A 19,357-nucleotide genomic window follows, 5' to 3' on the forward strand; every position below is an offset into this window, starting at 1 on the left:
GTGCAGACCATTACCCCCTATGTCTCTTCCTTCTAACCTCGCCACCCTAGACGGTGCCCCTTTGGCTCCCGAGGTGCTAGCTGACAAGGTAATTCTCTTTGTAAATGTGGCCAGCAAATGCGGCCTGACGCCCCAGTACAGCGGCCTGGTAGAACTGGATAAGGCCTACGGCGATCGCGGCCTTGTGATCGTAGGCGTGCCCTGCAACCAGTTTGGCAAGCAAGAACCCGGCAGTCCTGAGGAAATCAAAGATTTCACCAAAACCAAATACGACGTTGACTTTACCCTGCTCGAAAAGCAGGATGTCAACGGCCCCGATCGCAGCCCCCTCTACCAGTTTCTCGTTGGCGAAGGCCCCGACATCGGCTGGAACTTTGGCAAGTTTTTGGTCGGTCGCGACGGCCAGGTGATCGGGCGCTTTGAGCCTCAAACCCCTCCCAACGACCCCGAACTCAAAGCTGCGATCGAGCAGGCCTTAGGCTAAGGTGCGATCGCGTTCAAAGGAGCATTCCTGGCCCGAGGCAACTTAGAGCCGGTTTACAGGTTAGACCGTTTGAACGGTTCAACCTGTAAACCCAAATAGCAAAGTCAGGGCTTTGCGATCGGCCTAAACCTTCCTTGAGGCAAAGATCACGGCGACAGCACGTCCCGCAGCAGGTCTTGGTGCATCAGGGCGCGATCCACTCGCGAACTGATTTGTTCAGGCGACAGCGGGTCGCCGTTGGCATATACCTCTAGCCAAGCTTTGGTCATTTGCTCAGGGGTATCTGGCCAGCGGTGGCTCACTGCCTGAGGGTTGAGGTCAAACCCCGGCAGATCGAGGTCGGTCATCAGGTGGCTGACCTTGGGGTCGTAGCTGAGCCCAAAGCAGCGACAGCCCTCAGCCGCCGCCATAATCAGGGCGTGCAGCCGCATGCCCAGCGTCATCTCGACGCCACGAAACAGCCCCTTGAGCTGGTGTGGGTTATCTAAAGCATAGATGCGGCTAGGGCCAGGTAGCCGCGGCTGAATGTATTCGGCAATGGGCATGTCTTTGCTCGGCTGAAAGGGCACTAGCAGCAGGCAGGTCTGGGTCGCCTTCTGAAACGAGGCTAGAGCTTGGGTGAACTGGTCTAGGCGACTTTCGGTCAGCCAGGGGTGGGGACGCAGGGCAACGGCCACCCGAGGGGCAGGCAAATCCCATAGTCCGTTTACTGGCGCGGCATCCAAAGCCCACACTGGGTCTGGGGCCTGCATACCCGGCACCTGCCAGCGAGCCAGCCACGCTGCCGACCCGTTGTCTCTCACGCTGACGGCATTGCAATGCCCCAGGGCGTAGCGACCCAGCCCCTGACTGAGAGGGTGGTTGAGAGGGCCAATACCTTGCCCCCAGGCAATAGTTTTGAGCCCTAACCACTGAGCTAGCACCATCAGCCCGCCATAGTAAATGGGGTTTTGCAGACTGGTGGCATCTTGCAGCAGACTGCCACCGCCCCAAATCAGCACCTCAGCCCCCCGCAGAGCGCGAATGACTGGCCCCAGAGCCTTGCGGGGCACAGTTTCTACACCATAGCGCTGGGCGGTTTCGACGGGGTTGCCCGACAGCACCACGGGCGTTACCCCCGCAGGCAGCATTTGCAGCAGGGTAGCGAGTAGAGCTTCATCGCCGCCGTTGCCCATACCATAGTAGCCACACAAAACCGCTCGCATGCTCACCTGCCCCTGGTTAACCCGTGGGTTAAACGCTATACGCCATACACTGACCTCTCTACAATAGAGGCTGTTGTTACGCCCTGAACTCCATGCACGCGCTCTCGCTACCCACCTGGATGATTCATATTTCAAGTGTGCTGGAGTGGATGGCGGCGATGTGGTTTATTTGGCAATTTGCCACCGTGACCCAGCGGCCCGTGTGGCGCTGGCTGGCGATCGGCATGTTTCCTGCTTTGGTGAGCGCCATGGCCGCCTGCACCTGGCACCTATTCGACAATGCCTCTGGTCTAGCCTGGCTAGTCACCCTACAGGCCGCGATGACCGTGATCGGCAACTGCACCCTATGTCTCGCCGCCTGGTGGATCTGGCGACAGAGCAGCATTTCAGCCGCCAGCCCAAAGTGAGCCCAAAATTAATACTTGAGAACGCTAAATGTGGCAGGCTCCAGCGGTCTAGGGTTCAGGGTTTAAGGTATACGGTTCAAGGACTGCTGTGAACCTTAGACCCTCGCCAACCCATCACCATCGGCTTGGCAGACTACTAGTGAACTTTGGGATTACGAATTTCGAATAAAAGATTGTCTACCTAAACTCTCCTACCTATCTACTCCCCACTCCCCTCATGCTCGACAAAAACACTCTCTTCGCCATGTCCCTCTTCCCCTACCTAGGGTTTCTCTGGTTTATGAGCCGTACCCAGGAGACACCGCGGTTGGCGCTGACTGGCTTCTACGCGCTGCTAGTGTTTGTGGCAGTAACCATTCCAGCAGGCATTTATGCCAAGGTGGGACTCGGGCAGGAGCTGGCCAACGTGGACTGGCTCCACGGCAGTGCAGAGGCGTTTTTGACGCTGTCAAATATTCTTGTGGTGCTGGGGTTTCGCCAGGCGGTTGTGCAGCATCGAGCTGGGGCGCAGGTGGAGGGCGATTAGGTGCGAAGGGATGCGGATAGGGTAGTAGGGAAGGGTAAGGAGATCAGCATCAAGATTGTGCTTCATTCTTCTATCGCCTCATCCCCCTATTCCCTCATCTTCCCCATCTGTCCTATCCCAGGCCGATCAGCTCCTCGGCGGTGCTGGGGTGAATTGGCAGGGTGGTATCAAAATCGGCTTTGGTGGCACCCATGGTCACGGCGATCGCAACCCCCTGCATGAGCTCTGCGGCGTGGTTGCACACCATATGCGCCCCTAGCACTCGGTCGGTAGATTTTTGCACCACTAGCTTAATCAGGCCCTGGGGCTCTCGGTCAGAGGGCCGGTAGTACAGAGGCTGAAAGCGGGAGCAATAGGTTTGAATTTCGTCTTTGCCAAACTTTTTGGCGGCTTCTGCTTCGGTAAAGCCAACGGTGCCCATCTCAGGTGTGGTGAACACAGCGGTAGGAATGGTGCCGTAGTCGAGGGTGACGGCTTGGTGGCCAAATTCGGCGTCAGCGAATAGGCGGCCCTCCCGGATCGCTACGGGGGTGAGGCTGACGCGATCGATAACATCGCCGATAGCAAAGATGTGGGGGACGGTAGTGCGGTAGTGGGCGTCGACGGCGATCGCCCCGTGGTTAAGGGTGACACCGGTATTCTCTAGCCCTAGGCCCTTCACGTTGGGGTTGCGCCCGGTGGCCGCCAAACTCACCGCATCGCTGAGTACGGTCTTTTGCCCCTGCTCGGTAGTCACGGTCAGGGTTAAGCCTGACTCGCCGGGGGCGATCGCAATCTGTTCGCTGTGGGTCACCATCGTGATGCCCTGTCGCTGCATCGCCCCGTGAATTTCGTTGCGTAGATCGTCATCAAAACCGCTCAGGACTTTGTCACCTTGAATAATTTGGGTAACTTCGGTGCCCAACCCAGTGAGAATGCTCGCAAATTCGCAGCCGATATATCCACCGCCAATAATGACCATGCGCTTTGGCTGCTGGGGCAGATGAAAGATATCGTCGGAGGTGATAGCGTGCTCAATACCAGAAATGTTGTCGGGCCGGGTAGGTTGACCGCCGGCAGCAATCAAAATTCTGGCGGCGGTGACGGTGGTTTCACCCATAGCTAGGGTGTGCTCATCGACGAACTGAGCCTGGTGGCGAAAAATTTCTACACCTGATTTGTCGAGCAGGTCTTGATAGACACCCCTGAGGCGCTGCACTTCCTGATCGACGGCGGCGATTAGGGTGGGCCAGTCAAACTGTCGCTCGCCGACAGTCCAGCCGTAGCTGGTGGCCACTTCAGCCTGTTCTGCAAACTGAGCCGCATACACCATCAGCTTTTTGGGCAAACAACCGCGATTGACGCAGGTGCCACCCAGCTGCCTTGCCTCCACTAGACCCACATGGGCACCGTGGCTGGCAGCCCGCCGTGCCGCCGCTATACCGCCAGAGCCCCCACCAATTACCAGTAAATCAAAGTCGTAGGTCACAGCATTTCCTAGGGTAGTATCGCTCTCTAGGATTGACCGCAATCTATCTTAAAAACATCCTCAGTTAGGCACAGTTTACGGCGATCGCCTTCAGGAGCGCGATTGCCAGGTAAACCGCTCACCCTGAGCTATGAGCCATGAGACCAAACGCTTTATTGAACAGCCTCAGCAGCGGTAAAGGCCATTTGCCAGAAGTCGGCTTCGAGATCAGCCACCTGCAAAAAGGCGGCTTCAGTCTGGGCCTCAACCTCTGGGCTAGCGGTGGCCAGGGCGGCATCGGCCTGGGTTGCCAGCAGGTGCACGTAGTCGGTAAAGCCGGGATTGCCCCAGCGATCGGCGAACTCGGTGTAGGGCTCGGGCATGGGGCCGGGTAGCTGCCAGCCCTGATTGTAGGCATACTCAATGGCCCATAGAGCAGTAGCCTGCACCGCATAGGGCTGCTGGGCCAGGCCAGCCATAAACTCACAGTAGCGCTGGCAGGTGGGCTGGGGTGAGGTAGACAGGTCGAGCGATCGCTCGGCGGCCTTAGCCTCAAACCACAGCAGCTCGTCTTTCAGAGCACCCAGCCCTGCCAGCAGCCCATCAATGTGGTCATCGGGGGCTGCCCCCAGCACCCGCCCCACCATGCGGGTAAAGTCTTTGACAAACAAAAAATCCTGCACCAGCCAGGTGTTGAACTGAGCGGGATGCAGAGTGCCGCTTTGACAGCCGGTTAGAAACGAGTGGGTAGTGGCGCTGTGCCAGGCGGTGGGGTGGGCTTGCAGGAGAGATTGACAGGTCAGAGGCATGGAAATTTTCTTAGGGATGAGGGGTATTGGGGATTAGGTATAGGGTTCGGGTTTCAACTTGGCCTGACACCTTGTACCGCACACCCTACACCCTACACCTGCCCCCTGACACCCCACATCCCATCGCCTAATTCGGCACGATCTCGGTCACAACGCGGCCCCCGTCAACCACTATGGTCTGATCATCAATGCGGCCTACAGCGCGCACACCGTTGAGGTTGACGTTGGGGTTGACCTGGCGATAGTTAACGCCACCCTCAGCGACTAAGGTTTGGGTGTCTACGTTCCAGTTGAGGCGATCGCTGGTCATGCGGGCTTGGTTAGCTTCGCCCACAGCCACTACATCTTGGGAGAGAAAAATTTGCTGCGCCGCCAAATCCATGCGGCCCTGGCGGGCGGTAACCCTGATTTTATTTTCGGGATGGATCAGAGTGAGGGGCTGGTTGACGGTTACCTGCTCTTCGGCCACCTGCCAATCTAGAGCTTCGCTGGCCATATTGAGCGGAATATCCAGCATCTGCATGGCCACCTGCCCGCGCAGGTTTACCAGCTGCGTAGCTAGGTTTACCGTGCCGCGCTGGCCAACTACCACATCGGTAATCGCGTTTTGCTTAAACTGCTCTACCCGCAGAGGTTGAGCACTGTCGATGCGTTCTTCCTCCCAAAACCAGGCGAGTTCCTGGGCCTGCAGCTTCAGCCAGGGCTCGGTTTTAGAATCGGCCACCGTACTGGCTACCACGTTACCGGCTAGCTCCATGCGGTTTTCGCGGTTAAACACCCGCGCCTCGTCGGCCACAGCCCGCAGCTGCGGGTGGGTACCGGTAATTTGGTCGCGCATGATCAGCACATCGTTCTGAGGCCGCCACTCCATTTCGTTGCCCCGCAGCACAGAGCCATTCTTAACACCAGTGGCCACAATATTGCCGCGCAGCAAAATTACGCTGCCGTTTTCGCGCACCTCGCCGGTGTCGGCCACCACTTGATAGATAACTTCGCCGTCCTGAAACAGGTCGCCATCGGGACGCGTAATAAACGCTACCTGCTGGTCAGGGCTGTAGGTGACCTCCTTACCCTTAACCCGCCAGAGCAGCTGCCCCTGCTCATCGGGCTGCTCTAGGGTGACATCCCGCAGGGTCAGGCCCGGTGCTGGGTCTCCAGCAGCCGGGCCTTCAGTGTTCGGCTTTGGGCCAAACCCAGGACCGATCAGGCTATACAACCCCACGGCCAGAGCTGCGATCGCAGCACCACTAATCATCAACTGCCGCCATCGTGCCATGGTGCTGCGCCTGTAAACACTACTCGCTGATTGTCACGCCGTCATCTACCGCATCGTCGGCAGCCGCTAGGTTAGACAGAGGGCGGTAGGTGTAACTGTGACCTGCAGAGTTGCGGGGCATTTTTCTGATGTCGTCTTTGATCCCTTCGAGATCGATGTAGCGATCGGCCACATTGATCAAACTATCGCTGGTCATCGATCGCAGACTCACCACCTCGACCCGCGCCCCCCGGTAGCTAGCGGCATCGGCAGCGTAGGCCAGATCGCCATCACCGCTGACCAGCACAGCGGTGTCGTAGTAGCCGACCAAGGCCACCAAATCTACCGCTATTTCGACATCGAGATTGGCTTTTTTCGAGCCGTCGGGCAGCTGCACCAGGTCTTTGGCAATCACCCGGTAGCCGTTGCGCCGCATCCACAGCAAAAAGCCCTGCTGCTTTTCGTTCGTGCGGTCTACTCCAGTGTAGAAAAACGAGCGGAACAGCCGCGAGCCAGCCGTGAGCTTGCACAGCAGCTTGGTGTAGTCAATCTCAATGCCCAATTGCAGAGCCGCGTAGAACAGGTTCGAACCATCAATAAAAATGGCTACCCGACCCCGATTTTCGAGCACTTGCTCAGGGGTGAAGATGGCGTCTTCGCCAAGTAAAGAGTGGTTGTTTAAGGAGTGGCTGTGACTATCTAACATGGGTTTTTATTAGGGTGTTAAATCGATTTGAAAACAAGCGAGCTAAAAACAAACGTGAAACGAGATGGAGCGGTTTTAGGCTAGGGGCTGCCCACGGGTTCGGGCAGTTCCAGGCGCTGAAATACGGGGGAGGCTTCTCCCAAAATCTGAGCAGGGGGCAAATAGCCCCAGGCAGCATGGTCGGCATAGCTAATCTGCTGACCGATGGCTTTGTCGTCAAAATCTATGGCAAAGCCGAGCTGAGCATAAATTTGGTTGCTAATGCCAGGGATCATCGGTGACAGCAAGTAGGCGGCCTGCCGCACCGACTCCAGCACGGCGTATAGAACGGCTTCGGTTTCGGCCTGTTTGCCCTGTTTATAGAGACTCCAGGGAGCTTGCTCATCAAGGAACTTGTTGCTGGCCTGCACTAGCGCCAAAATTGCGGTACAGGCTTGGCTAAAGGCCAGGTGAGTGTAAGCCTCAAAGACAGTTTTAGGCAGCGCTGTGCCGATCGCCCGCAGAGAATGGTCAGCCGCAATGCTTTGCGGATCAACGTCAGGCACATGGCCATCACAATAGCGCCCAGCCATCTTCAAGGTGCGGTTGAGCAGATTGCCCAGATCGTTGGCCAGGTCAGCATTCAGCACATTGATGAAGCGGGTTTCGTTAAAATCGCCATCCTTGCCAAACTCGATTTCGCGCAGAAAGTAGTAGCGCACCGCATCGGGGCCGTAGGTTTCCACCAGTGCCACTGGGTCCAGGGTGTTGCCCTGGCTCTTGCCCATTTTTTGGCCGTCTTTAGTCAAAAAGCCGTGGCTAAATACCCGCCCTGGCAGCGGCAGCCCCGCCGACATCAGCATGGCTGGCCAGGAGATGGCGTGAAACCGCAGAATGTCTTTTCCGGTCAGGTGAATATTAATAGGCCACCACTTGGCCACTGCCTGCTCCAGGCTCGGTGGTTCGCTGGGGTCTTGCAGAGCCGTCAGGTAACCTAGTAATGCGTCAAACCAGACATAGAGGGTTTGCTCAGGATCGGTAGGTACCGGAAAACCCCAATCGAGGTTGATGCGCGAAATTGAGAAGTCTTGCAATCCCTGTTTCACAAAGCCCAGCACCTCGTTGCGACGGGCCTCAGGCTGAATAAAGTCAGGCTGATTAGCGTAGAGCTGCTCTAGCTGATCTTGATATTTCGACAGCTTGAAAAAGTAGTTTGACTCATCACGCCACTCCACCGGCTTGTTGGTGTGAATGGCGCAGTGCTGGTTGGGCAGCAGATCGCGCTCTTCTTTAAACTCTTCGCAGGAAACACAGTACCAGCCCTGCTGCTGGCCCTTATAGATGTCTCCCTGATCCCACAGGCGCTGAAAAAACTCGTTGACGATGGTGTTGTGGCGGGGGACAGTGGTGCGAATGAAGCGATCGCAGTCGATGTTCAGCAATTCCCACAGACGCTCAAACCCAGCCACAAACTCGTCGCAATGTTCCTGGGGTGAAACACCGCGCTCTTCGGCAGTGCGCTGAATTTTTTGGCCGTGTTCATCGGTGCCGGTAATCATCAGCACCGGATGCCCCATCAGCCGATAGAATCGAGCCACTACGTCGGCGGCAATGGTGGTGTAGGCGCTGCCGATATGGGGCAAGCCGTTGACGTAATACAGCGGCGTAGTAATAGCAAAGGGCGGTTGGTCGACAGGGGTAAAAGTCATACAAAAACTGAAACATCAGCCCACTCAGGGGCCCAGAGATAACAGCAACGATCGGCGCGCTAGCCTCTAGACAAAAGGCTGTAGACTAAACCCGACAAATACTAAGGATAGCAGCGCCAGGAAAAAGCTAAACCGAGGCCCCTTGCAAACCCAAAAGCCCAAGCTAGAATCTTAGACTGCTATGTTAAGGTTCCCTGAATAAGCCCCAGAAGTTTTAAGCATCTGGCTTGACCCCCGCCCTAAAAATTGTCAATCAATCGTCAAGCAGGCCCAGGCGATCGGGCGGCCAAAACCGTACCACTGCTTTACCAATGATGTTTTCCTGGGGCACAAATCCCCAGGCGTGGCTGTCGTAGCTGCTGTTGCGGTTGTCGCCCAGCACTAAATACGAAGCTTCGGGCACTTCTTCAGGCCCCCACTGGTAATCAGGCGCAGCTTTGATGTAGGGCTCAGTCAGCACCTCACCATTGCGAATCACCTCACCATTGCGTACCTCGACCACGTCACCCGGCAAACCAATAATGCGCTTGATAAACGCGTCTCGGCGCTTTCCGGGGGGCGTGAGGCTGTCGGGCGGCCAAAACACTACAACATCCCCATGTTCGGGGGGGTTGAGGTGATAGCTAATCTTTTCGATCACTAGGCGATCGTTAATTTGCAGCGTGGGCTCCATTGAGCCCGAGGGAATGTAGCGCGCCTCTGCCACAAAATGTCGGATACCCAAAGCCAAGAACACACTCAGCACAATGGTTTGCAGCCCTTCCACCCAGGGATTTGGTTGGGGTGCCTGCTGCTTTTGAGTCGGACCTGCATTGGGGGATGACTCGGGCGGCAGCGAAGATTTATCAGACTGATCGGTCACAGGTGTGTCCCCGAAGATACAGAGAAAGATTAGCCCCAGTAGCTCCCAGGGCAGAGCCGCCCCAGACATACCCGCTAGGCCTGTCCTAGTGTAGTCGATCTACTTTGCAACCATCTGTCTCGGGTGGACGGTTGGTTACAGAGGTAACAGACAACAGATTTAGCTTCCTCAAAGCGCTTTTTTAGGTGGTGGCGGGAGCCAAATCCTCAGACCACAGCCCCTTTTCTTCTAGCCAGGGACGGCTGTAGATGCGCGACTGGTAACGGGAGCCGCCATCGCACAGCACGGTAACAATTTTGTGGCCGGGGCCAAGCTGCTGGGCTAGTTTTACCGCCGCCGCTACGTTGATGCCTACTGATCCACCCATGAACAGCCCGTCGTTATAGAGCAGCTGATAGATGGTGCGCAGCGCTTCGGGGTCTTCGATTTGAATAGCATCGTCGATGGGCACCCCCTCCATGTTGGCGGTGATGCGGCTGTTGCCAATGCCCTCGGTAATGGAGCTGCCCTCGATGTGGACTTCGCCGGTTTTGACGTAGCTATAGAGGCCGCTGCCCATGGGGTCAGCCACTACGCAACGAATGCTGGGGTTTTTCTCTTTCAGAAACATGGCTACGCCAGCGTAGGTGCCACCGGTACCCGTAGCCGCCACCCAGCCGTCAATGGTGCCCCCGGTCTGCGCCCAGATTTCGGGGCCGGTAGTTTCATAGTGGGCCAAGCGGTTGGCCAAATTGTCGAACTGGTTGGCCCAAACGGCGTTGTCGAACTCCGCCGCTAAGCGACCTGAGAGCCTCACGTAATTGTTGGGGTCGCGATAGGGCACGGCGGGTACGGTGCGGACCTCAGCACCGAGGGTGCGCAGCAGATCGATTTTTTCTTGCGATTGGGTGTCGGGGATGACGATGAGGCAGCGGTAGCCCTTGGCATTGCAGATGTGGGCCATGCCAATACCGGTGTTGCCGGCGGTGCCTTCCACCACGGTGCCGCCGGGCTTGAGCAGTCCCTTTCTTTCAGCGTCTTCGACAATGTAGAGCGCAGCGCGATCTTTAACCGAGCCGCCGGGGTTGAGAAACTCTGCTTTGCCCAGAATGTCGCAGCCGGTGGCCTCGCTCACGCTGTTGAGGCGAATGAGGGGAGTGTTGCCAACTGTGGCGACAAAACCTTGTTTGATATCCATGCCTTTCGTAACCGTTGACAACAGCCTGTTCGGGGCCAAGCAATCGCCCAGCCTAGAGCCTGACTAAGGCTATATCCTCAGTGCAGGTTACCTCTTCATCCTACGGTGAAACGGCTGGCTTCTCGGCTAGAATTGGCAGTTTTCTGAGGTTCTATTGACAAGTTCAGCTTATCGGTAGAGTTTTCTGACCGGCAAAATTCCCCTTCTGGATTTGGCCCTTCTAGACGTAGATTTGGTTTATTGTTGCGATCGCTTACGCTATTATCCTTGCCCCCTGCCTTGTGCCACGATGAAAACCCTTGAGGCGCTAATTTTTGATGTCGATGGCACCCTGGCCGAAACCGAGCGCGATGGCCACCGCGTTGCCTTTAACCAAGCGTTTCAAGAGTTTGGTCTGCGCTGGCACTGGCCCGTGGGTCTCTACGGGCAGCTACTGCGGGTCGCGGGGGGCAAAGAGCGGATTCGCCACTACGTTCAGCGCTACCAGCCCAAGTTTGAAACTGAGAATATCGACGAACTAGTGGTGGCCCTACACCAAGCCAAGGCCAAGCACTTTCAAGCTCTGGTCGAGAGCCACGTGATTCCGCTGCGGCCAGGGGTGCGGCGGCTGATTGAAGCGGCCCAGAGAGAGGGGGTGCGGTTGGCGATCGCCACCACCAGCGCCAAAGACAGCGTCATCCCTCTGCTCGAGCACCTGCTGGGGCCAGACTCACCCACCTGGTTTGAGCTGATCGCGGCCGGAGATATGGTGCCCACCAAAAAACCTGCCCCCGACATCTACAATCTGGTGATCGACGCGATGAATCTCAACCCCGCCACCTGTTTGGTGATTGAAGACAGCCCACAGGGCCTAGAAGCCGCGACTGCCGCCGGGCTCCCCACCGTGGTTACCGTCAACGACTACACCCGCAACTATGCTCTGCCCGGCGCTCGCCTCGTCATCAGTCATTTGGGCGAACCCAGCCTCCCCTTTGAAGTCCTTTGGGGCAAGGCCAACAACGCCTACTATTTCTCTTTAGATCTGGCCCAGGCACTGTTGTCGCCCCAAGCCGCCCAAGGGTAAAGACTTTCATAGACCCAAGTTTTTTGGCAAGCCTCCCTCATAGACACGCCATGCGCCCCTACCTTAAGTATCTCAGCCATCTCCCTACCCCTTCACCCATCCACCCATCTACCCATCCATTCCCATGTCCCTCTTCCTAGCCCTCTGGCAAGCCAACGACGACCTAGCCCAGGCTTGCCTGCACCATCCTTTTGTCCAGGGCATTGGCGACGGCACCCTGCCGGTGGAAAAATTTGCCTACTACGTGGGGCAAGACGCCTTTTTTCTTGAAGCCTTTGCCCGTGCCTACAGCATCGCTGCCGCCAAAGCGGAAACCTGGCAAGACTTTCAGGTATTTCATCAGCTGGCCGACGGGGTGCTGGCCGAGCTAAGTCTGCACGGCGGCTACGCCCAGGAATGGGGAGTAGACCTAACTACCGTTACCCCTGGTGCCGCCACTCGTCGCTACACCGATTTTTTGCTCAGCACCGCCTGGGGTCAAGCGCCTAGAGCAACGGCGGTGGCGATGGCTCCCTGCATGCGGCTTTACGCTTTTTTGGGTCAGTCTCTGGCAAAGCTTAGCCCGCCGCCCCACCGATACAGCCCCTGGATTGACACCTACAGCAGCGACCAGTTTGAACCCTTGGCCGCGCAGCTCGAAACGCTGATGGATGATTCAACAGCAGATGACGCCAGCAACCAGACGGCCTACCGCTATGCAATGGAATGCGAACTCGCCTTTTTTGAGGCCGCTTGGCAGATGGACAGCTTACAACCACAAGAATGACATCCTTAAGGATGGCTCAAGAGATAAACGTAGGTAGGACAAGGTTTTAGCGCATTGATAGCGGCTGATAGCCTAGAGGGTAGCAGGTCAAATGTCTCTGCTAGTTGCCAGGTTTTGTATGCAGGCGATCGCTGTCCAGGTAATAGCTTCCAACAACTCTAACGTTCACCACTGGGCAAATCTCAGAAAGTTTAAACATTCAAACCATCGCGGTAACGCTGCCACCAACAATTTGCCAACCGCTTTTGTGTCTACGCCAAACTCTCATGTAGCGGTAATCCCCCGCGAAGGCATTTCCTAAATACGTGCCGCTCAAGAAAATGTGAGCCGACGCAAGAGCAAAGTGTTCGCTCAAAATTCGTATCTCTAACCCCTTAGGCACAAACTCGTGAAACTGAGTACCACCAGTACGATGCAAGTCTAAATCCATCGCTTTGGTTGCCAGTTCACCAGTTGGCCCAGCGAAAAGTAGATCGTCGGCAATGAGCAGATCTAATTCAGCTACGTCGGAGGCTGACATTGCGGTGTAAAGTCGCGCCTCACACTCGCGAATTTGAGTTTCAATTTCTGAATCCATATTTCTTGCACAGTCCTGACTACATTTAGCTAATCATTACCGATCGCTCTATCAATGTGCCTCCGCCAATTGCTTTTGGGACTGTGATGATGCCATTTAGTGTGGCTATTGCACTGTTCACTAGTGGTGAAATTGTCTCGGCCAGAGATAATAGACGCGGAACCCTCTACTGGTTGACCCATGACCGCCGATATTCGTCTACTCGTGCTCGACATCGATGGCACCCTGGCTGGCGTGTCTAACCAGATCAGCGAGCCGGTGCTGGAGGCGGTGCGAGAGGTGCAGCAGCGGGGGATTGCGGTGGCGATCGCCACTGGCCGCATGTACCAATCGGCCCTGCGGTTCTACGAGGTGGTTGGCTCTACCCTGCCGCTGATGGCCTACCAGGGAGCGTTCATTAAAGACCCCAACACGCAGAAATTGCACCGCCACACCCCGCTGCCCCGGCGGCTGGCCCTCGAAATTCTTGCCTACCTGGCGCCGATGGAGGCCAACAACGACCTGTCGATTCACCTCTACATCGACGACCAGCTCCACGTGCGGGCGATTATTGAAGACACTAAGGCCTACGCTGTGCGATCGGGCGTTAATCCGATCGCAGCAGGAGATCTGGCCGCGCTTCTGACGGGCAACGTCGCCATTGAAACTACCAAGGTGCTGACCCTGAGCGAAAACGTGGACTTACTAACCGATATTCTCAGCGATCTGGGGCAGCGCTACCCTCTCGATGACCTGTATCTGACGCGATCGGTGGAGTATTTTGTCGAGGCCACCCATCCCAAGGCCAACAAGGGCGAGGCGGTGCGGTTTTTGGCCGAAGACCTGCTGGGCCTCAAGCCCGACCAGGTGATGACCGTGGGCGACAACTACAACGACCTCGAAATGCTACGCTACGCGGGCATTGGCGTAGCCATGGGCGATGCCCCGGAGCCGGTTAAGCAGGGGGCTGACTGGGTGGCACCGGGGGTTGAGGCGGATGGGGTGGCGGTGGCGCTGCGGGAGTTTCTGCTGTAGGTTGGGTCGGGCTGTCGACCGGCAGGCTGTCATACAGTTCCGAGAGGGTGCCAACGCGGTAGCCCTGGCGATCGATCAGCGCCAGCAGAGTAGGTAGGGCGTAAGCGGTTTGAACGCAGCGCTCCATCGAGCCGCCGTGCATGACAAAAATTGCCCCCGGAAAAATAAACTGCGCCAGGTACCAGGTATTGAGGTTGGGCTTGCTAAGGCTTCGCATAGTGTCGAAGGGAATCATTGAAGCTAAGGCCACTAGCGACTCGTAACCGGGAGCAAGCCGAATGTGATCAACCATGGCCCGGTTGTAGAGGCCCCGCCCAGGGCGATACCAGCGCAGGGGTTGCTGAATCAGGTCGGTGATGCGATCGTGGGCCTCTTGAAAGTGGCGAGCAAACTGAGCCGGCTGCAAGATAGCTGGGGTAGTGTCGGTGGTGCCGTGGTTAGCAATTTCGTGGCCGCTAGCGAGAATGTCTTGCAGAATGGTGCTGCCAGGGTTGAGGTGGTCGGTAATGACGAAGAACGTGGCGCGCACCGGCTGTTTGGCGGTGCGGTTGTAGGTATCCAACGCGTTGAGAATCAGTCGGGTAGAGGCATCGTCGCGATCGCCCGGTGTCGGCACATCGTCAATGGTCAGCGCCACGAGGGGAGCTTTAGTCGGCGCATAGAACAGCGCATCCGGAAACATCCGGGCGACCTGGGTCAGCAGTTGATGGTGGGGAGGAGCCATAGCATTAGCGGCTGGTAGGATCTAGACTATCGCGGAGGCGATCGCCCAGCGTGTTGATGCAAAGGACTGTGAGAAAAATTGCTAGGCCAGGGGCCAACACCAGGTAGGGAGCGCTCTCAATATAGTTTTGGGCATCGTAGAGCATGCGTCCCCAGGTGGGCACGTCAGGGGGAAATCCAACCCCTAAAAAACTCAGGGTCGACTCGGCCAAGAGGGCGTTGCCAACACCAATAGTCGCCGCCACAATCACCGGCCCGAGGATGTTGGGCAGCAGATGGGTTTTAACAATTCCCCAGGGTCTCGCCCCCAATGCCACGGCCGCCTGCACAAAGGTGCGCTGCCTCAGGCTCAAGAACCCAGCCCGCACCAGACGAGCTACCGACATCCAGCTCAGGCCGCCAATCAGCAGCACAATCAGCAAAAAAATGCCCCGCTCTGGCCCCAGGGCACGGCGCACCGGGTCGCCCAGCAGATAGACCACCAGCAACACCAGCGGCAGCTGCGGCAGTGCCAAAAACAGGTCGGTGACCCGCATCAAAACAACATCCACCCAGCCGCCGCAGAATCCGGCTAGAGCACCAATAGCCACCCCTAAACTAATGCCCACCAGGGTAGCCGCTAGCCCCACCGCTAGCGAAATGCGGCCCCCGATCAGCAGCCGCGCCAGTTGATCTTGGCCCAGGTCGTTGGTGCCAAAGGGCTGACCCGAACCAGGCGGCAAAAAGGCGCGGCCAAAGTCGATGGTGCTGGGAGAGCCAGGGTAGAGGATGGGGCCGAGGGCGATCGCCAGCATCAAAATCCCCAGCACCACCAGGGCAAGTTGGGCCGTGCGATCGCCCCACAACCGCTCCCATACCCGGTTTTTGCTTCCCACAGGAGCCACAGCTCCCGGCGCTAGGTCGGTATTAGTGGCCATAGCGCACCCGAGGGTCAATGATGCCGTAGAGAATGTCGGCTACCAAGTTAAACGCCACCACCAGCACCGCGTAGATAAACGCAATTCCCATCACCACCGGCGTATCGCTGCGGTAGATCGACTCGATCAGCAGCGCCCCAATCCCCGGCACCCGAAACACTTGCTCTGTCACCAGCGCCCCCGTAAAAATCGTTGGTATGTCCAGCGCCACCAGCGTCACCACCGGAATCAGCGCGTTGCGCAGCATGTGCAACGTGACGATACGCCAGCGGCCCAGCCCCTTCGCCCGAGCCGTTTTGACATAGTTCTGCGGAATTTCTTCAAGCATGGCAGCTCGCACAAAGCGCAGCAGCACCGCCGTTTGAAACAGCACCAGGGTTGTGATCGGCATAATTGACTGCTTCAGCCACCGCCCCAAGGTCGCGGCATCGCTCACTACCAGCTGGTTGTCGTAGATAAAGGGCAACCACCCTAGCCGCACGCTCAGCACAATTATCAGCACCAGCCCCGAAAAAAACGGCGGCGTCGAAAACCCCATAAACGCCAGCGTCGTAATCGCCCGGTCAACCCAGGTATTGTGCCGCAGCGCCGCCACAATACCCAGGGGCAGAGCCAGGGCCACGCTTAACAGATAGGCCACCCCAATCACCCACAGCGTCACCGGCAACCGTTGGGCAATCAGCTCCGCCACCGGCAGCCGACTGGTAAACGAATAGCCCAGGTTGCCGCTAAACAACGCCACCGTCCATTTCAGATAGCGAATGGGAATAGGCTGGTCAAGACCGAGCGATCGCATAATATTCTCCCGCACCTCCGGTGTAATCGCCGGATTCGTCGCCAAATCCCCCAGGGGATTGCTGGGTGCCAGCGCCAGAATGAAGAAGATCACCGCGCTAATCGCTAGCAGCGTGGGAATAGCGATCAGCAGGCGTTTGAGTAGGTAGCCAAGCATTGGCAGGTAGATGGGTAGGAGGGTGGATGGGTAGGGGGTAGGAGGGTGGATGGGTAAAGGGATAGGGGATTGGAAAGGGAATTAGTGGTATCTTCACCGCTGCACGGCCCGGTATTTTCATCGCTGCGCGGCCCAGCCTCTTCCCCTTTCCATCGCTTCACTTACCCACTCATCCACCCTCCCACTCTCCCACCCATCCACTCCCCTACCCCGCCCTCGGAGCCAGTGCCGCCTTCGGGTAGGCAATCCGCTTGTGGTTATACTGCTGCCACACCTGCACAAAAATCTCAGCGATTAGGGTCATGTGGTCGCGGGTGAGGCCCGATTCTACCAGCTGGTTATCTTTCCAGCGGGCGCGGAGAATACGGTTGACCATGGCTAAAGCCTCGTCGGGGGTGGCGTTGGTAAGCGATCGCAGCGCTGCCTCGCAGGAGTCAGCCAGCATGACAATGCCGGTCTCAGGCGATTGAGGAATGGGGCCATCGTAGCGGAAGTCAGATTCTTGCACCGTCAGGGCCGGTTCATGTTTGGCCAATTCTTGCGCTTGGTGGTAGAAGTAGCTGATCAGCATCGTGCCCTGGTGCTCGGGGATGAACGATCGCACCGCCTTAGGCAGCCGGCATTTGCGGGCCATCACAATGCCCTCGGTAACGTGCTTTTTAATAATGGTGGCGCTGAGCCAGGGGTCGTTGAGTTCGTCGTGCTTGTTGGGGCCGCCCATCTGGTTTTCGATAAAGCCCTGAGGGTCGTGCATTTTGCCGATGTCGTGGTAGAGCGTACCGGCCCGCACCAGCTCGACGTTGCAGCCCAGGGCGCGGGCAGCGGCCTCGGCCAGGCTCGACACAAACACCGTGTGCTGAAAGGTGCCCGGCGCTTCGGAGGCCAGCCGCTTCAGCATGGGGCGGTTGGGGCTCGATAGCTCAGCTAGGCGAATTGGGGTAACTAGGTCAAATAGGTGCTCTAGGTAGGGGCTCAGGCCTTGGGCGGCAATGCTAGAAATCACGCCATAGATGCCCTGAAGAGCAGCCCCGGTGAGCATAACTGACCCAGCAGAAATTAAAGACACTGGGCTCACTACCAGAGTCAGCAGCAGGTAAACCACGCCCTGAGTGAGGCCGACACCACCGCCCAGCAGGGCCAGCTCTTCGCGCGATCGCATGCGGCTCGCCAGCAGACTGCACACCAGAGCCCCTGCCGCCCCCGCCATAAACGAAATGCTGCTTACTGCCGACCCCACCGGCAGCAGCACTGCCACCAGCACCACCAGCGTGCCGCCCAGCACCGGGCCGTAGAAGCTGCCCGCCAAAAGACCAATGGCCGGTAGCCCATAGGCCGCCACTCCAAAAATTTGCATCACTCCAGTGCTGACCACCATCGCCGACAGCAGCAAATAGTCTTTTTGACGCAGCCGCTGGGGCACCCAGTGCTCAACCAGCAAAAACAGACCCACCCCACCCGCCACTAGCCCGCCAAACATGGCCAGTCCCCAGTAGTTAAAGCGGCGCTGGCTGAGGTTAAAGCTGTCGAGCAGCACAAACTGTTCTTGGCTGATGGGTTCTCCAGACGAGACAATTAGCTCGCCCTGCTGCACCTCTATGATTACCGGCTTCACGGCCTCTGCGGCCATGTCAGCCTGCTGCCGAGTGCGATCGCTATCTTCGACCAGGTTTGGCTCTAGGGTTGAGAGCAAGAGCTGGCGAGCCAGCGGCTCGATTGGGCGAGGCAAGGTGTCTTTGAGCTGAAGGTAGGCCGCCCGGTCGAGCATTTCGGGCGGCAGTCCAGCATGAATGCCCTGGGCTAGCATGCGCTCTGCGGCTTTGCGAATCTCGACTTGAGCGTTGACCCAGTCTTGCAGTGGCAGATCAAACAGGGGAGGAGCCTCGGCAACACCTTCAGCCTGGGCCGCCAGCAGGGTTAAATTGGCCATCGCCTCTTGATAGCTCTGGCGAGACTTTTCCACCGCCGTCAGCAGTTTTGCCAGCTCTTGACTACTAGACCGCTGACCGTAGGCCCACAGTTCCCCCAGGGCTATCTGCTGATCGGGGGTGATGGTTTGGTTGCGCAGCAGCATTGCTAAGGGCACCTGCTCGCCCCTGGCGCTGTCGTCAGCCAGGGGGTCGATAAGGCTGCGCAGCTTGAGCCAAGTAGCATCGTCGGAGCGGCGCAGATAAACCTGCACCTGAGTCGACAGTTTGCTGGTGGGCACAAAGGGCACCCCACCAGCCTGGCGGCGAATATCGCCCACCTGATCCATCAAAGCGTTGAGCGATCGCAGTACCGAGTCATCAACGGTGGGGTCAACCCGGAGCACTTGAAGGGCACCGTTGCGGGCATCGCGACGACGCTCTTCGGTGGTTTCTTTGTCTTCTACTCGCACCGTGCTTGGGGCCAGCACGGTATTGGGGGCAATGCTGCCCACCTGCAATCCTGGCTGATTGTAGAAACGCTGCCCCAGAATGGCCGTCAGCCCTAGCGCAGCGATCGCAAAGGCAAACTGGGGATGGCGGATATTTTTGCGTCGACGCAGGGGGCGACAGGGCTGAGGCCAGCCCTCAAAACGGCGTTGGGCTGAGGTAGCGATCGCCTCCGTATCCACCGCCTCCACATTCAGGGCTAGCGATCGCGGCGACAGCGTAGAACGTGGTGTAGTCCGCTTCATAGCCTGCTGCTCTAGGGCCCACCAGCGCTCGACCGCAGCCACAATGTCCTGAATTGCCTTCATAAATTGAGACATTTAAAGGGGGCGGGCAGAGGCCGGGGGAACCCCAGACTAAAGCTA

General features: G+C 57.6%; 19 protein-coding genes. 6 read left to right on the plus strand and 13 right to left on the minus strand.

Going from position 1 to position 19,357, the window contains the following annotated elements:
• Window positions 1-19 precede the first annotated feature (19 nt).
• Complete coding sequence (locus NC979_RS05270) at window positions 20-484, plus strand: glutathione peroxidase (protein ID WP_190518166.1); 465 nt, start codon at window positions 20-22, stop codon at window positions 482-484.
• A gap of 146 nt (window positions 485-630) precedes the next feature.
• Here the strand turns inward: NC979_RS05270 and csaB are convergent, their stop codons facing one another.
• Entirely contained in the window at window positions 631-1,689 is a 1,059-nt protein-coding gene (gene csaB / locus NC979_RS05275; protein ID WP_190518168.1) for a polysaccharide pyruvyl transferase CsaB, read from the minus strand.
• Window positions 1,690-1,781: 92 nt separating this feature from the next.
• Between csaB and NC979_RS05280 the strand changes: the two genes are divergently transcribed.
• Together NC979_RS05280 and NC979_RS05285 are read left to right on the plus strand one after the other, a co-directional pair.
• Complete coding sequence (locus NC979_RS05280) at window positions 1,782-2,096, plus strand: DUF2499 domain-containing protein (RefSeq protein ID WP_190518170.1); 315 nt, start codon at window positions 1,782-1,784, stop codon at window positions 2,094-2,096.
• 217 nt (window positions 2,097-2,313) lie between these two features.
• Window positions 2,314-2,622 carry a DUF3593 domain-containing protein gene (locus tag NC979_RS05285; RefSeq protein WP_190518172.1) on the plus strand — a complete coding sequence of 103 codons (309 nt, stop codon included), beginning with the start codon at window positions 2,314-2,316 and terminating at the stop codon, window positions 2,620-2,622.
• 112 nt (window positions 2,623-2,734) lie between these two features.
• Here the strand turns inward: NC979_RS05285 and gorA are convergent, their stop codons facing one another.
• The 7 genes from gorA to NC979_RS05320 all read right to left on the minus strand — a co-directional run bounded on the left by gorA (window position 2,735) and on the right by NC979_RS05320 (window position 10,566).
• On the minus strand, window positions 2,735-4,090 hold the full coding sequence (gene gorA / locus NC979_RS05290) for a glutathione-disulfide reductase (RefSeq protein ID WP_190518174.1): 1,356 nt from the start codon (window positions 4,088-4,090) through the stop codon (window positions 2,735-2,737).
• Between the two features lie 152 nt (window positions 4,091-4,242).
• Window positions 4,243-4,878: a TenA family protein gene (locus NC979_RS05295; RefSeq protein ID WP_190518176.1), complete on the minus strand. Its 636-nt coding sequence runs from the start codon at window positions 4,876-4,878 to the stop codon at window positions 4,243-4,245.
• Between the two features lie 127 nt (window positions 4,879-5,005).
• Window positions 5,006-6,154 (minus strand): LPS export ABC transporter periplasmic protein LptC, encoded by a 1,149-nt coding sequence (gene lptC, locus NC979_RS05300; RefSeq protein ID WP_242023975.1) that lies wholly within the window; start codon window positions 6,152-6,154, stop codon window positions 5,006-5,008.
• 19 nt (window positions 6,155-6,173) lie between these two features.
• The gene (locus NC979_RS05305) at window positions 6,174-6,839 is read right to left on the minus strand and encodes a LabA-like NYN domain-containing protein (protein ID WP_190518178.1); all 666 of its coding nucleotides are present in this window, start codon (window positions 6,837-6,839) and stop codon (window positions 6,174-6,176) included.
• An 80-nt stretch (window positions 6,840-6,919) separates the two neighbouring features.
• A complete protein-coding gene (gene metG, locus NC979_RS05310) occupies window positions 6,920-8,527 on the minus strand; it encodes a methionine--tRNA ligase (RefSeq protein ID WP_190518180.1) in 1,608 nt (535 codons plus the stop codon).
• A gap of 253 nt (window positions 8,528-8,780) precedes the next feature.
• On the minus strand, window positions 8,781-9,389 hold the full coding sequence (gene lepB, locus NC979_RS05315) for a signal peptidase I (RefSeq protein WP_431191017.1): 609 nt from the start codon (window positions 9,387-9,389) through the stop codon (window positions 8,781-8,783).
• Between the two features lie 181 nt (window positions 9,390-9,570).
• Entirely contained in the window at window positions 9,571-10,566 is a 996-nt protein-coding gene (locus tag NC979_RS05320) for a cysteine synthase A (protein ID WP_190518182.1), read from the minus strand.
• Window positions 10,567-10,855: 289 nt separating this feature from the next.
• Here NC979_RS05320 and NC979_RS05325 point away from each other — a divergent pair, with 289 nt between their 5' ends.
• Entirely contained in the window at window positions 10,856-11,629 is a 774-nt protein-coding gene (locus tag NC979_RS05325; protein WP_190518183.1) for an HAD-IA family hydrolase, read from the plus strand.
• Window positions 11,630-11,753: 124 nt separating this feature from the next.
• Window positions 11,754-12,395 (plus strand): TenA family protein, encoded by a 642-nt coding sequence (locus tag NC979_RS05330; RefSeq protein WP_190518184.1) that lies wholly within the window; start codon window positions 11,754-11,756, stop codon window positions 12,393-12,395.
• Window positions 12,396-12,594: 199 nt separating this feature from the next.
• Here the strand turns inward: NC979_RS05330 and NC979_RS05335 are convergent, their stop codons facing one another.
• Window positions 12,595-12,972, minus strand: coding sequence for a nuclear transport factor 2 family protein (locus NC979_RS05335; protein ID WP_190518186.1), 378 nt, complete (start codon window positions 12,970-12,972; stop codon window positions 12,595-12,597).
• A 180-nt stretch (window positions 12,973-13,152) separates the two neighbouring features.
• Here NC979_RS05335 and NC979_RS05340 point away from each other — a divergent pair, with 180 nt between their 5' ends.
• Entirely contained in the window at window positions 13,153-13,986 is an 834-nt protein-coding gene (locus NC979_RS05340) for a Cof-type HAD-IIB family hydrolase (protein WP_190518188.1), read from the plus strand.
• Here NC979_RS05340 and NC979_RS05345 read toward each other — a convergent pair.
• The 4 genes from NC979_RS05345 to NC979_RS05360 all read right to left on the minus strand — a co-directional run bounded on the left by NC979_RS05345 (window position 13,907) and on the right by NC979_RS05360 (window position 19,312).
• Window positions 13,907-14,710: a polysaccharide deacetylase family protein gene (locus tag NC979_RS05345; protein WP_190518190.1), complete on the minus strand. Its 804-nt coding sequence runs from the start codon at window positions 14,708-14,710 to the stop codon at window positions 13,907-13,909. The two genes, NC979_RS05340 and NC979_RS05345, sit on opposite strands and share 80 nt — an antisense overlap.
• Before the next feature lie 4 nt (window positions 14,711-14,714).
• The gene (locus NC979_RS05350) at window positions 14,715-15,626 is read right to left on the minus strand and encodes an ABC transporter permease (protein ID WP_190518191.1); all 912 of its coding nucleotides are present in this window, start codon (window positions 15,624-15,626) and stop codon (window positions 14,715-14,717) included.
• Complete coding sequence (locus tag NC979_RS05355) at window positions 15,616-16,578, minus strand: ABC transporter permease (RefSeq protein WP_190518192.1); 963 nt, start codon at window positions 16,576-16,578, stop codon at window positions 15,616-15,618. Before NC979_RS05355 ends, NC979_RS05350 begins: the two co-directional genes overlap by 11 nt.
• Window positions 16,579-16,783: 205 nt before the next feature.
• Entirely contained in the window at window positions 16,784-19,312 is a 2,529-nt protein-coding gene (locus tag NC979_RS05360) for an HD family phosphohydrolase (protein ID WP_242023976.1), read from the minus strand.
• Window positions 19,313-19,357 lie beyond the last annotated feature (45 nt).

The sequence above is a fragment of the Leptolyngbya subtilissima AS-A7 genome (genome assembly GCF_039962255.1).
GTDB lineage: Bacteria > Cyanobacteriota > Cyanobacteriia > Phormidesmidales > Phormidesmidaceae > Nodosilinea.